Below are 12881 nucleotides of genomic sequence, written 5' to 3'. Positions count from 1 at the left end.
CGCGATGGGCAACGGCACGCCGGTCGGCAACACGATCCGCCGCCTGCGCTTCGAGCGCGGCGAGATGACCCAGCAGGCGCTCGCCGACGCGTGCGGCGTCACGCGGCAGACAGTGATCGCGCTCGAAGCCGGCCGCTACGCGCCGTCGCTCGAGCTCGCGTTCCGCATCGCGCACGCGCTTGGCGCGCGCATCGAGGACGTGTTCCAGTGGAACGTCGAGCCCTAGGCGGGATGGCGGGATTTGCGCCAGCCTCGTAGCAGCGGCGGGACCAGCGATGCTCTTCGTCCACACGGAGCGAAGAGCTTCGACATGCGCCGGGCGTATCGCGGCCTCCACCGCTCCCACCGTCGTTCCGTGGTCTCGTCAGGGCGCGGGCTTGCCATCCTGCTTGTAGACGACGCCTTCCTTCATCACGAAGGCGACCTTCTGCATGCGCGTGATGTCCTCGAGCGGATTGCCGTCGACCGCGATCACGTCGGCGAACTTGCCCGCCTCGACGCTGCCGAGATCCTTCGACTTGTGCAGCAGTTCCGCCGCGTGCGTCGTCGCCGCCTGCAGCGCGACCATCGGCGGGATGCCCGCCTCGACCATGTACTGGAATTCCTTCGCGTTCTGCCCGTGCGGATAGACCGACGCGTCGGTGCCGAACGCGATCTTCACGCCGGCCTTGTACGCGCGCGCCGCGGTCTGCTGGATGATCGGTCCGACCTGCTTCGCCTTCGCCGCAACCTGCGGCGGGTAGTAGCCCGGCACGTTCGCCTTCTCCTCGACGTACTTGCCCGCGATGATCGTCGGCACGTACCAGGTGCCGTGTTCCTTCATGAGCTTCATGTCGGCGTCGTCCATGAAGGTGCCGTGTTCGATCGAGTCGACGCCGCCGACGACCGCGCGGCGGATGCCTTCGGCGCCGTGCGCGTGCGCGGCGACGGTGAAGCCGTAGTCGTGCGCGGCGGCGACGACCGCCTTCACTTCGTCGAGGGTCATCTGCGCGTTGTCGACGCTGCTGCTCTCGTCGAGGACGCCGCCGGACGGCATGATCTTGATGAGGTCGTCGCCGTCCTTGTAATGCTGGCGCACCGCCTTCCACGCGTCGTCGACGCCGTTGATGATGCCTTCCTTCGGACCCGGGTCGCCGGCGAGGTCCTTGCGGTAGCCGTCGCTGCCGTCGGCGTGGCCACCGGTCGAGCCGATCGCGACTCCAGCAGTGAAGATGCGCGGGCCGGGCACGATACCGGCGTTGATCGCGTTGCGCAGCGCGACCGACTCGCCGTCGTTGTCGCCGAGGTTGCGCACGGTGGTGAAGCCCGCTTCGAGCGTGCGGCGCGCGTACACGGTCGAGCGGATCGCGTAATCGGCGACGTTCCAGCGGAACTGGTCGGTGTAGCCGGTCGGACTCGTTTCGCCGGTCAGGTGCGTGTGGCTGTCGATGAGGCCGGGCAGGCAGGTCGCGTCGCCGATGTCGATCGAGCCCGCGCCCGGCACGTCGACGCGCCCGGTCTGCACGCTGCGGATGCGCTTGCCGTCGATGACGATCGTGGTGGCACCGAGCAGCTTGCCCGCGGCCGTGTCGACGAAGTGCGCGCAATGCAGCGCGGTCGTCCGGCCAGCATCGGCGGCGGTTTCGGCGAATGCGAGCGACGGAGCGAGTGCGGCGAGGAGGGTTACGGCGATCGGCTTCATGGCGGCTCCGCGGAGGGCGAAAGTCCCGCATGGTAGCCGAGCAAGCCCGGCGGGCAGGTGCCATTCGGCACGGAGCCGGGTTGGCGTCGATGTTGCGCTGCGTTAGGCTGGCGCCTTCCCCGGATTTCAAGGATGGCGCGGCCGCGGTCGCGCAACGCGAGCCATGCAGGAAACCTACGAACCCCAGGCGGTCGAAGCCGCCGCGCAGACATTCTGGAAGGACACGCGCGCCTTCGTCGTCGACGAGCAGTCGCCACGGCCGAAGTTTTTTTGCCTCTCGATGCTGCCGTACCCGTCCGGTGCGCTGCACATGGGCCACGTGCGCAACTACACGATCGGCGACGTGATCAGCCGCTACCAGCGCATGAACGGCCGCAACGTGCTGCAGCCGATGGCGTGGGACGCATTCGGCCTGCCGGCCGAGAACGCCGCGATCAAGAACAACACCGCGCCGGCGAAGTGGACCTACGCGAACATCGAGCACATGCGCGCGCAGCTCGCGACGCTCGGTTATGCGATCGACTGGTCGCGCGAATTCGCCACCTGCCGGCCCGAGTACTACGTGCACGAGCAGCGCATGTTCGTGCGCCTGTTCAAGAAAGGCCTCGCCTACCGCAAGCAGTCGGTCGTCAACTGGGATCCGGTCGACCAGACCGTGCTCGCCAACGAGCAGGTCATCGACGGCCGCGGCTGGCGTACCGGCGCGCTGGTCGAGAAGCGCGAGATCCCGCAGTGGTTCCTCAAGATCACCGACTACGCGCAGGAACTGCTCGACGGCCTCGACCGCCTGCCGGGCTGGCCGGACGCGGTCAAGACGATGCAGCGCAACTGGATCGGTCGTTCCGAAGGCCTCGAGATCGCGTTCGCGATCGAGGGCGAGAAGGAACCGCTGACCGTGTTCACGACGCGCCCGGACACGCTCATGGGCGTGACTTACCTCGCGATCGCCGCCGAGCATCCGCTCGCGCTGAAGGCGGCGCAGGGCAAGCCGCTCGTCGCGGCGTTCATCGAGGAGTGCCGCCACGGCGGCACCGCCGAGGCGGACATCGAGACCGCCGAGAAGAAGGGCATCGACACCGGCCTCACCGCGATCCATCCGGTCACCGGCGACCGCGTGCCCGTGTGGATCGCCAACTTCGTGCTGATGGGCTACGGCACCGGTGCGGTGATGGCGGTGCCCGCGCACGACCAGCGCGATTGGGAATTCGCCACCAAGTACGACCTGCTCATCAGGATGGTCGTGGTCAGCGACGCGGTGCGCGATGCGATCCGCGCGCTCGGCGACGACGCCGCGCGCAACGCCGACCCGATGTCCGCCGCGCTCGGCGAGAGCCGCGCGATCGACGTCTACGAACCTGCCGCGGCCGAAAGCATCGTCGAGGCATTCGAGCGCGACATCATCGAGAAGGGCGCGTACACCGAGTACGGCACGCTGGTGAATTCGGGCGACTACGACGGCCTCGACTACCGCGGCGCGTTCGACGCGCTCGCGACGCGCTTCGAGCGCGAAGGTACCGGCGCGCGCCGCGTCAACTGGCGCTTGCGCGACTGGGGCGTCTCGCGCCAGCGCTACTGGGGTTGCCCGATCCCGATCATCTATTGCGCGAAGTGCGATGCCGTGCCCGTGCCGGAGGACCAGCTGCCGGTCGTGCTGCCCGAGGACGTGCAGTTCATGGGCGTGCAGTCGCCGATCAAGGCCGACCCGCAGTGGCGCACGACGACCTGCCCGCAGTGCGGCGGTCCGGCCGAGCGCGAGACCGACACGTTCGACACGTTCATGGAGTCGAGCTGGTACTACGCGCGCTACACGAGCCCCGGTGCGGCCGACATGGTCGATGCGCGCGCGAACCACTGGCTGCCGGTCGACCAGTACATCGGCGGCATCGAGCACGCGATCCTGCACCTGTTGTATTTCCGCTTCTACCACAAGCTGCTGCGCGACTCCGGTTTCGTGCATTCGGACGAGCCGGCGACCAACCTGCTGTGCCAGGGCATGGTCATCGCCGAGACGTTCTACCGCGACGCCGCCGACGGCTCGAAGGAATGGATCAACCCCGCCGACGTCGAGATCCAGCGCGACGAGAAGGCGCGCGTGGTCGGTGCGCTGCTCAAGGCCGATGGCAAACCGGTGCAGATCGGCGGCACCGAGAAGATGTCGAAGTCGAAGAACAACGGCGTCGACCCGCAATCGATGGTCGGCAAGTACGGCGCCGACACGGTGCGCCTGTTCTCGATGTTCGCCGCACCGCCGGACCAGTCGCTCGAATGGAACGAGGCGGGTGTCGAGGGCATGGCGCGCTTCCTGCGCCGCTTCTGGCGCGAAGTCGTCACGCACGCGTCGAATCCGGATCATCCGGTCGTCGACGCGGCCAGGCTCGACGCCGCGCAGAAGACCTTGCGCCGCCAGGTGCACGAGGCGATCCAGAAGGTGTCCGACGACCTCGGCCGCCGCTACGCGTTCAACACCGCGATCGCCGCGTTGATGGAACTGCTCAACGCGGTCGGACGGTTCGACGACCCGAGCGAGCAGGGGCGCGCCGTGCGCCACGAGGCGCTCGAAGCGATGGTGCTGCTGCTCAATCCGGTCACGCCGCACATCGCGCACGCGCTGTGGCAGGTGCTCGGCCATGGCGAGACCTTGATCGAAGACCAGCCGTGGCCGAAGGCCGATCCGTCCGCGCTCGTGCGCGACGCGGTCACGCTCGCGGTGCAGGTCAACGGCAAGCTGCGCGCGACGATCGAGGTCGCGGTGTCCGCCGGCAAGGACGAGGTCGAACGCCTCGCGCTGGCCGAGCCGAAGGTCGCCGAGTTCGTCGGTGGCCAGGTGCCGAAGAAGGTCATCGTCGTGCCCGGCAAGATCGTCAACATCGTCGTCTGATCGCGCCGGACGGAGCGGGGCCTGGCGCATCCGCGCCATGCCCGCGCAGGCGCGGGCATCCATCGTCGCGTTCGTGCCGGGACGGGCGATGCACGCCCGTCCGGCCCACGCGTCCGCGGGATGAAGGTCCCGGAGAAATCGAAGTGAGCCGAGGAAAACTGCCGTGACGGTTCCCGTCCTCTACTGCAACCGCGAGTCCGGCCACAGCTACAAGATCGCGCTCGCATTGCGCCTCATGGCCGTGCCGTTCGAGCAGCGCGCGGTCGACCTCAACGTGCCGCGCGAGCAGCGAAGCGAGGACTTCCGCACCGCGTCGCTGTTCGGCGAGGTGCCCGTGCTCATCGACGAGGACGGTCTCGCGGTGTGCCAGTCCAACGTGATCCTCGACCACGTCGCGCGCCGCTACGGCAAGCTCGACGGCCGCACGCCGGCGCAGCGCATGCGCGTGCGCGAGTGGCTCGCGTGGGAAGCGAACCGGCTCGCGATGAGCTTCCCGCACCTGCGCTTCTCGCGCCGCTTCACGCGCGCCGACGCCGCGCTCGAGGCGTGGTGGAGCGCACGCATGCACGCCGACTTCGATCGCCTCGACGCCGAGCTGCGCGGGCGGCCGTTCGTCGCCGGCGACGCGCCGACGATCGCCGACATGTCGTGCTGCGGCTACCTGTTCTGGACCGACCAGGCCGGCGTCGACCTCGCGCCGTGGCCGGCCCTCGCGGCCTGGCTCGAGCGCGTCCGCTCGCTGCCGGGCTGGCTCGCACCGTATGATCTGCTGGTCGCCAGCCCTCCGATTGCCGCCGGAACCCGCACATGACCCTGCGTCGCACGCCGTTCGCCCTCGTCGCCCTGCTCGCCCTGCCGCTCGCCGCGTGCGGATTCCACCTGCGCCGGGAAGCCGACCTGCCGGCGAGCATGAAGCGCGTGCACATCCAGATCGACGACGCGTCGAGCGCGCTCGCGAAGGGCCTCGCCAAGGCGCTGCCGCGCTCGGGCAGCGAAGTCGTCGACGTCGCCGCGGCCGACGTCGCGACGATCCGCTTCGAGGCGAACGCGTTCTCGACCGACGTGCTCACGGTCGGCGGCAACGCGCGCGCGACGGAGTATTCGCTGCGCTACCACGTCGAGTTCGACGTGCTCGACGGCGCCGGCAGCGTGATCGTGCCCAAGCAGGTGATCGAGCTCAGTCGCGATTTCACCTTCGACGCGAGCCAGTCGCTCGGCGTCGCCGCGCAGACTGACCTGCTCACCAAGGAACTGCAGCAGGACATGGTGCAGACCGTGCTGCGCCGGCTCGAGGCGACGGCGCACGGGACGCACGCGGCGAACTGACGCGTGCGTCCCGCGCGGCGGGCGTGCACGCAACGCCCGGCCACTCCGCTTGCTTGCACGAAGCCGCTCCGGCAGCGAAGCCGGAGCGGCACGCGGACTACGGCAGCTCGAATCCGTTCTGGAAGATGATGTCGCCGCCGGTGCAGGCGAGCGCCGACGCGGCGAGCCGCGCCGTCAGCGAGAACCGTGCATCGCCCTGGCTCACGGCCGGCGGTGTTTCCTTCGACAGCCGCGCCTGCAGCGTGTAGCCGTTGCCGGCGAGCGTCGCCGCCGTCGCTTCCGCGTCGACGTGGCCGCCCGTCACGGCGCGGGGCGCGCTGGCCGATACGGGCGGCATGACCAGCGCCAGCGACCATCCGAGCGCGGCGACCGCACTCCTCCGCGAACGCGCGTCCATGTCACTGCTCCCCGCGCTGTTCGAGTTTCTCCAACCGCGCGTTCAGCGCGTCGAGACGGCTGCGCAACGTGGCGTTCTCGCGCTCGAGCGCGTCGTCTCGGCTCTCGACCTTGCGGTTGAGTCCCTGGATCGCCGCGAACGCGACGCCGCTCTCGTCCACCGTGCCGACATGCTTGTCGTCGTTGCCGAGGCCGAACGCGCCGGCGAAGTCCTCGGCGACCGGACCCATGTGCAGGCCTTCCGCGTGCGCCTGCTTGTAGAACCAGGTCTGCACCGGCAGCGCGACGAGTTTCTCGAGCACGCCTTCGACGTTCACGGCGGCGAAGCCGTCCTTGAACGAGCGGCTGGAGGCGTTGGTCCAGGTGCCGCCGGTCGTCAGGTAGGCGCCGTTGCCGCTGCTCGCGTCGCTGCCGACGGAGAAGGCGCCGGCGGTGGTCGAGCCGAGCAGGCTGACGCGGTTCTGCGTGAACGTCGCGTAGGTGCGGTCGGTGTCGTCGGCGTTGTGCCCGACGATCGAAAGCAGCGGATGCCCGCTGCCGAGGAGGTTCTCGAGGCCGCCGAACGTCACCGCCGTCGTGGTCGACTCGGTACCGCGCAGCTTGATGCTCGCCAGCGCCGTGCCGGTCGCCGACGACGGCAAGGCGACCGTCATCGTCGCGTCGAGCGGCGCCGTGCCGCCCTCCGCGTGCGAGGTGTTGATGCCGACGCCGCCGTTCGCCTGCACGATGAACTGGTTCGCCGCCGAGTCGTTGATCTCGTGCGCGGTCGACGGCTTGTCGCCCCAGACGATCGAACCGTCGTGAAGCGCGCCGGCGGAGTAGCCGCCGGAGATCGACGCATACCCTTGTGCCGCGTAGGCGAATCCGAGCGCGGTCGAGTGCAGGCCCGCACCGGAGACGGAGGCGTTGGAAAGCCCGACGGCGCCGCCCGCGGCGGACGGCGCGGTGAGGAACAGCGTGCCGTTCGCCTTCATGAGGACGTCCTGCGCGTCGGCCGTGCCGAAGTAGCTGTTGGCCGGATTGGCGGCGTTGCCGTCGATCGACCATGCGCCGGGACACGCGTTCGTATCGGGCGCCACCGGCGAGCGGCCGTCGAGCCTGGCGTAGCCGCCGCCGCCCGCAGGCCTCAGCGCGACCTCGAGCCAGGCCTGCGCGTCGAGTCCGGACAGCGTGCCGAAGTCGGCCTGCGCGCTGAAGCTGCCGTCGCGCACGTCGACGCCGTAGAGGTCGACCGGAGCGGCGAGCGCGGCGCCGCCCTGCGCCGACGAGTACAGCGTCAAGCGCAGGTCGTAGCGGCCATTCGCCGCGGCGCCGGCGTCCTGCAGCTGGCCGTGGTAGGTGAAACGTTCCGCATGGGCCGTGCCCATGGCCGAAACCGCCGCGAGGGCGGCATACAGTGCTGCACGATTCATTTGCCGGTCTCCGTTCTCGTGATCCGGGTCGTCCCCGTGCCGGCACACACGCAGGTTCGCGGCGAAAGTGACATGACAGGTCCTGCGCCGTGCGCCTGCGCTACTCTTCACGCACGCAGGGGCGACGGGGGAGCGGGTGACCGAGGACGTCACACAACTGGTCGAAGCCGTCGGCGCGGGTGACGGGGCCGCGCTCAAGCGCCTGTTCGAGGTGGTCTACGACGAGCTCAAGCGCATCGCGCGCCGCCAACTGCTCGGCGGCGGCGCACTGACGCTCGACACGACCGGGCTCGTGCACGAGGCCTACCTCAAGCTGGTCAACCCCGAGCGGCTCGAGCTGCGCGATCGCAGCCATTTCTTCGTCGTCGCGGCGAAGGCGATGCGGCAGATCGCGATCGACCACGCGCGCCGCCGCGTCGCGCAGAAGCGCGGCGGGCCCGCCGCGATCGCGGTCACGCTCGACGACGACCTGCCGTTCGAATCGACCTCGCCCGACACGCTGCTGCGGCTCGACGCCGCGCTCGACCAGCTCGGCGAACTCGAGCCGCGCCTGGCCGAACTCGTCGAGATGCGCTTCTTCGCCGGGCTCTCGGTGGAGCAGGTCGCGCAGGCGCAGAACCTCACCGTGCGCACGATCCATCGCGACTGGCGCAGGGCCCGGGCGTTCCTGTTCGACGCCGTCGGCAGCGGAGCCTGAGCGCGATGCAGCGTGAACTCTGGCGTCGCGCCTCCGCCGTGTTCGAGCAGGCGCTCGAGGTGGAAGCGGACCGGCGCAGCGAATGGCTTGCCGCGCAATGCGTCGGCGACGAGGCCTTGCTCGTGCTGGTGCAGCGCCTGCTCGCGGCCGACGAAGGCTCGGGCGAATTCCTCGAGCGGCCGTTCGCCGGTGGCGCCGATGTCGGCGACCCCGGCGAGGGCGCGTCGTTCGGCGCGTATCGCGCGGTCGAGCGCATCGGCATGGGCGGCATGGGCGAAGTTTGGCGAGCGCAGCGCGCCGACGGCGCGTTCGAACAGCACGTCGCGATCAAGCGCCTGCTGTATCCGACGCCCGACCTCGTGCGCCGCTTCCAGCACGAACGCCGCGTGCTCGCACGGCTGCACCATCCGAACATCGCGCAACTGTTCGACGGCGGTCTCGGCGCGGACGGCGTGCCGTACTTCGTCATGGAGTACGTCGACGGCGAGCCGCTCGACGCCTGGTGCGACGCGCGCGGGCTCGGCATCGATGCGCGCATCGACCTGTTCCTGCAGGTCTGCGACGCGGTGCAGTACGCGCACCGCAACCTCGTCGTGCATCGCGACCTGAAGCCGTCGAACATCCTCGTGACCGCGGAAGGGCAGGTGAAGCTCCTCGATTTCGGCATCGCCAAGCTCATCGAGGCGACCGCGGACGGCGAAGCGACGGCGACGATCGTGCAGCGCCTGACGCCCGACTACGCCGCGCCGGAGCAGGTGCGCGGCGAGGCGGTGACGACCGCGACCGACGTCTATGCGCTCGGCATGGTGCTGTGCGAACTGCTCGCGGGCGAGCGTGCCTATCGCGTCGCCGGCGGCGATCTCGCGAACGCGATCGTCGCCGCCGAGCCCGCCGCACCGAGCGCGATCGCCGCGCGCGGCGCGGCTGCGGCACGCGACCGCGCGCCGACCTTGCGTGGCGACCTCGATCGCATCGTCCTGCGCGCGCTCGCCAAGGAGCCGGAGCGCCGCTACGCGGGCGCCGAATCGCTCGCGGCGGACCTGCGGCGCTTCCGTTCGGGCCATCCCGTGCTCGCGCGCGGCGACGACGTCTGGTACCGCGCACGCAAGTTCGCCGGTCGCAATCGCGCGGCGATCGCCGCCGCCGCCGCCGTCGTCGCCGCCCTCGTCGCCGCGACCGCGGTGAGCCTGCACCACGCAAGGCGCGCGCAGCGGCAGGCCCAGCGCGCCGAGGCGGAAAAAGCGTTCGTGCTCGGCATCCTCGACGCGAACGACCCGAACGACACGCAGGGCAAGGGCGAAACGCTCACCGCGCGGCAGATCCTCGACCGCGCGAGCGAGCGCATCGGCAAGGATCTCGCCGACCAGCCAGCGGTCGCGGCCGAAATCTACGACGAGATCGGCAACCTCTACTGGGACTACGGCCAGTACGAGCGTGCGCTGCCGCTGTACGAGCAGTCCGCGCGGCTCGCCGAAACGGCCGGCCTGCCGGATGCGCAGCGCGTCGGCATCCTGGTCGACCTCGGCACGGACCAGCGCATGCTGCGCCGCCTCGACGACGCGCTGGCGACGTTCGAACGGACCGACGCGCTCGCGCGCGAGAGCGACGGCGAAGGATCGGAGCTCGAGCTGCGCGTGCGCGCCGAGCAGTCCACCACGCTCGTCTACGCCGGTCGATTCGCCGAAGCGGACGCGATCGCGCGCGGCGTCGTCGACGGCGTCGGTCGAGCGCGCGCACACGACAGCGAGGTGTATTCCGACGCGCTCAACGCACTCGCCTACGTCCGGCTCAGCTGGCAGCACTACGAGGATGCGGTCGAGCTGTTGCGGCAGGTCGTCGCGCTGAACCGCGCGCTGCACCCGCGCATCCACTCGGCGGTATCGACCTCGCTCAACGACCTCGGCTACTCGCTCGCCGGGGCCGGGCACCTCGTCGAAGCGGAGGCCGCCTTGCGCGAAGCCGCGCAGATCCACGCGGAACTGCTCGGCAAGGCGCACCCGCATTACGCCGGCACGCTGGCGAACCTCGCGCGCGTGATCGACCGCGAAGGCCGCTTCGAGGAAGCGCACGGCATGCTCGACGAAGCGTTCGCGACGCGGCGGCAGGCGCTCGGCGACGAGGCGATCTCGCTCGACGGCACCTGGCGCGCGCTCGCGCTCAACGCCTTGCACCGCGGCGACGCGGCGGCCGCGCGGCAGGCCGGGCGACGCGCGCTCGAACTCGACCTCGGCGCGTACGGCCCGCGTCATCCCGTGGTCGCGCTGTCGCAGCTCGTGCTCGGCCAGGCGCTCGCCGAAACGGGCGATGCGGACGAGGCGGAGCGCCTGCTGCGCGACGCCGCGGAGACCGGCGACGCCATGTTCGGTACGCCGAACGACACGTCCGGCGTCGCGCGCGCGTCGCTCGCGCGCCTGTTCGCGCGGCACGGCCGTGCCGACGCCGCGTGGCCGCTGTTCGAGCGCGCACTCGCCGAACTGCGCGGCGCCGTCGGGGAGGACCACTGCGCCTACGCCGATGCGCTGGCGTGGCAAGGCGAGGCGCAGCTCGCCGCGGGCGACGCGGCGGCGGCGCCGACCCTGCGCGCCGCGGTCGCGGCGGCACGCCGGGCCTACCCGGACGGGAACCCGTTCGGGCGTGAGCGCGAGGCGCTGCTCGCGCAAGCCGACGCCCGTGCCCGCTAGAATCAGCGCATGTCGACGACGCTCGCCGCCCTGCGCCGCCAGTTGGGCGCTCCCGAACTCAAGCCGGTCTACCTCATCGCCGGCGCCGAACCATTGCTCGTGCTCGAAGCGGCCGACGCGCTGCGCGCGCGCGCGAAGGAACTCGGCTACCTCGAGCGCGACGTGCTGGATGTCGAAGCGGGTTTCGACTGGAACCGCCTCGGCGACGCGGCGCGCTCGATGTCGCTGTTCGCGACCCGGCGCCTGATCGACCTGCGCCTGCCGACCGGGCGACCCGGCAAGGACGGTGCCGCCGCGCTCGCCGAATACTGCGAGGCGCCGCCGCCGGACACGGTACTGCTGGTGACCGCGAACGACTGGAGCCGCAAGCACGAGGCGGCCTGGTCGGCCGCGATCGAGCGCGCCGGCACGCTCGTCGCGGTGTGGCCGCTCAAGCGCGAGGAACTGCCGGACTGGATCGGCGCGCGCGCCGCGTCGCGCGGGCTGCGCCTGTCGGTCGACGCGATCGCGCTGCTCGCCGATCGCGTCGAAGGCAACCTGCTCGCGGCGGCGCAGGAGATCGACGAGCTCGCGCTGCTGCACGCGGGGCAGGCGATCGACACCGACACGCTCGAAGCGAGCGTCGCCGACGACGCGCGCTACGACGTGTTCCGCCTCGCCGACGCGGCGCTCGCGGGCGACGCCGCGCGTGCGCTGCACATCGTCGCCGGGCTGCGCGCCGAAGGTGAGGAGCTCATCCCCATGCTCGGCTGGCTGCTCACGCAGCTGCGCACGCTGCTGCGCTTGTCGTCCGCGCCGAACGTCGAAGCCGCGCTGCGCAACGAGCGCATCTGGCCGCAGGCGCGCGAAGGCTTGTTCCGTCGCGCGCTGAAGGGTTCCGATCGCGCTCATTGGGAGCGCTGCCTCGAGCAGGCGGGGCGCATCGACCGCATCGTCAAGGGACGCGACGAACTCGCGCCGATCTACCACGCGATCGGCAAGCTGCCCGACCTCACCGCCTGGCGCGAGGCGAACGGCTGGCGCGAACTCGAGCGCCTCGTCGCGGCGATCGCGGGGACGCGCCGCGCAGCCTTCCTGTTCGATCGCGCATGAACGCGGACGTCGCGACGCCGGGGGCATCGTCGTGACGCGCCCGCTCGCGTTGTTCGGCGGCACGTTCGATCCGATCCACAACGCGCACCTGCGCGTCGCCTGGGAAGCCGCCGAGGCGCTCGACGCCGACGTGCGCCTGCTGCCCGCGAGCGTGCCGCCGCATCGCGACCAGCCTCGCGCGAGCGCGCAGCAGCGCGCCGCGCTCGTGCGCGCCGCACTCGCCGGACAGCAGCGGCTCGTGCTCGACACGCGCGAGCTGCAGCGCGAAGGCCCGTCCTACACGATCGACACGCTCGCCGAGGTGCGCGACGAGATCGGTACCGAGCGACCGCTCGTGCTGCTCGTCGGCGCCGACGCCTTCGCCGGCCTCACGAGCTGGCATCGATGGCGCGAGCTGTTCGACGTCGCGCACATCGGCGTGCTCACGCGCCCCGGCCACGAAGGCGGCGCGTTGCCGACCGAGTTGCGCACGAAGATCGCGTCGCGCCGCTGCGCCGACGCGGCGAGCCTGCGCGAGTCCGCGGCCGGGCGCGTGCTGCCGATCGCGGTGACGCCGCTGGAGATTTCCGCGAGCCAGGTGCGCGCGCTGCTCGCTGCCGGGCGCGATCCGCGCTGGCTCGTTCCCGACGCGCTGTTCGCGAACCCCGACCTGCTCGCGCCGTATCGCGAAGGTTGAGTCGTCGCGCGATTCCCGCACGTGCGCCAGGCACCGGGTCCA

The 12881-nt window shown here is 70.9% G+C and carries 11 protein-coding genes; 8 read left to right on the top strand and 3 right to left on the bottom strand.

Annotated elements, in window-relative coordinates; translation table 11 throughout:
* Positions 1 to 4 precede the first annotated feature (4 nt).
* Complete coding sequence (locus tag FHW12_RS05875; protein WP_182530011.1) at positions 5 to 226, top strand: helix-turn-helix transcriptional regulator; 222 nt, start codon at positions 5 to 7, stop codon at positions 224 to 226.
* A 138-nt stretch (positions 227 to 364) separates the two neighbouring features.
* On the opposite strand, the gene FHW12_RS05870 is transcribed toward FHW12_RS05875, so the two are convergent.
* Entirely contained in the window at positions 365 to 1681 is a 1317-nt protein-coding gene (locus FHW12_RS05870) for a metal-dependent hydrolase family protein (protein ID WP_182530010.1), read from the bottom strand.
* A 163-nt stretch (positions 1682 to 1844) separates the two neighbouring features.
* On the opposite strand from FHW12_RS05870, the gene leuS reads away from it, so the two are divergent.
* The 3 genes from leuS (at position 1845) to lptE (ending at position 5885) form a co-directional block, all read left to right on the top strand.
* Positions 1845 to 4559, top strand: a complete 2715-nt coding sequence (gene leuS / locus FHW12_RS05865; protein WP_182530009.1) for a leucine--tRNA ligase — start codon at positions 1845 to 1847, stop codon at positions 4557 to 4559.
* Between the two features lie 163 nt (positions 4560 to 4722).
* Positions 4723 to 5370 (top strand): glutathione S-transferase family protein, encoded by a 648-nt coding sequence (locus FHW12_RS21555; RefSeq protein WP_182530008.1) that lies wholly within the window; start codon positions 4723 to 4725, stop codon positions 5368 to 5370.
* Positions 5367 to 5885, top strand: coding sequence for an LPS assembly lipoprotein LptE (gene lptE / locus FHW12_RS05855; RefSeq protein ID WP_182530007.1), 519 nt, complete (start codon positions 5367 to 5369; stop codon positions 5883 to 5885). Before FHW12_RS21555 ends, lptE begins: the two co-directional genes overlap by 4 nt.
* Before the next feature lie 97 nt (positions 5886 to 5982).
* Here the strand turns inward: lptE and FHW12_RS05850 are convergent, their stop codons facing one another.
* A complete protein-coding gene (locus FHW12_RS05850) occupies positions 5983 to 6282 on the bottom strand; it encodes a hypothetical protein (RefSeq protein ID WP_182530006.1) in 300 nt (99 codons plus the stop codon).
* Between the two features lies 1 nt (position 6283).
* Entirely contained in the window at positions 6284 to 7693 is a 1410-nt protein-coding gene (locus FHW12_RS05845) for a tail fiber domain-containing protein (RefSeq protein ID WP_182530005.1), read from the bottom strand.
* A gap of 136 nt (positions 7694 to 7829) precedes the next feature.
* Here FHW12_RS05845 and FHW12_RS05840 point away from each other — a divergent pair, with 136 nt between their 5' ends.
* Genes FHW12_RS05840 through nadD form a run of 4 tightly spaced genes read left to right on the top strand, consistent with a single transcriptional unit; the run spans position 7830 to position 12839 of the window.
* On the top strand, positions 7830 to 8390 hold the full coding sequence (locus tag FHW12_RS05840; RefSeq protein ID WP_182530004.1) for an ECF-type sigma factor: 561 nt from the start codon (positions 7830 to 7832) through the stop codon (positions 8388 to 8390).
* Between the two features lie 5 nt (positions 8391 to 8395).
* On the top strand, positions 8396 to 11071 hold the full coding sequence (locus FHW12_RS05835) for a serine/threonine-protein kinase (RefSeq protein WP_182530003.1): 2676 nt from the start codon (positions 8396 to 8398) through the stop codon (positions 11069 to 11071).
* A 9-nt stretch (positions 11072 to 11080) separates the two neighbouring features.
* Entirely contained in the window at positions 11081 to 12163 is a 1083-nt protein-coding gene (holA, locus tag FHW12_RS05830) for a DNA polymerase III subunit delta (protein WP_182530002.1), read from the top strand.
* A gap of 31 nt (positions 12164 to 12194) precedes the next feature.
* A complete protein-coding gene (gene nadD / locus FHW12_RS05825; RefSeq protein WP_310735149.1) occupies positions 12195 to 12839 on the top strand; it encodes a nicotinate-nucleotide adenylyltransferase in 645 nt (214 codons plus the stop codon).
* Positions 12840 to 12881 lie beyond the last annotated feature (42 nt).

The sequence above is a fragment of the Dokdonella fugitiva genome (genome assembly GCF_014138265.1).
Lineage (GTDB): Bacteria > Pseudomonadota > Gammaproteobacteria > Xanthomonadales > Rhodanobacteraceae > Dokdonella_A > Dokdonella_A fugitiva_A.
This window is presented reverse-complemented; position numbering and strand designations above follow the sequence as displayed.

Coding starts and splice junctions, on each gene's coding strand:
- FHW12_RS05870 (WP_182530010.1), bottom strand. CDS start 1,681: ATGAAGCCGATCGCCGTAACCCTCCTCGCCGCACTCGCTCCGTCGCTC.
- FHW12_RS05850 (WP_182530006.1), bottom strand. CDS start 6,282: ATGGACGCGCGTTCGCGGAGGAGTGCGGTCGCCGCGCTCGGATGGTCG.
- FHW12_RS05835 (WP_182530003.1), top strand. CDS start 8,396: ATGCAGCGTGAACTCTGGCGTCGCGCCTCCGCCGTGTTCGAGCAGGCG.
- FHW12_RS05875 (WP_182530011.1), top strand. CDS start 5: ATGGGCAACGGCACGCCGGTCGGCAACACGATCCGCCGCCTGCGCTTC.
- lptE (WP_182530007.1), top strand. CDS start 5,367: ATGACCCTGCGTCGCACGCCGTTCGCCCTCGTCGCCCTGCTCGCCCTG.
- FHW12_RS05845 (WP_182530005.1), bottom strand. CDS start 7,693: ATGAATCGTGCAGCACTGTATGCCGCCCTCGCGGCGGTTTCGGCCATG.
- holA (WP_182530002.1), top strand. CDS start 11,081: ATGTCGACGACGCTCGCCGCCCTGCGCCGCCAGTTGGGCGCTCCCGAA.
- leuS (WP_182530009.1), top strand. CDS start 1,845: ATGCAGGAAACCTACGAACCCCAGGCGGTCGAAGCCGCCGCGCAGACA.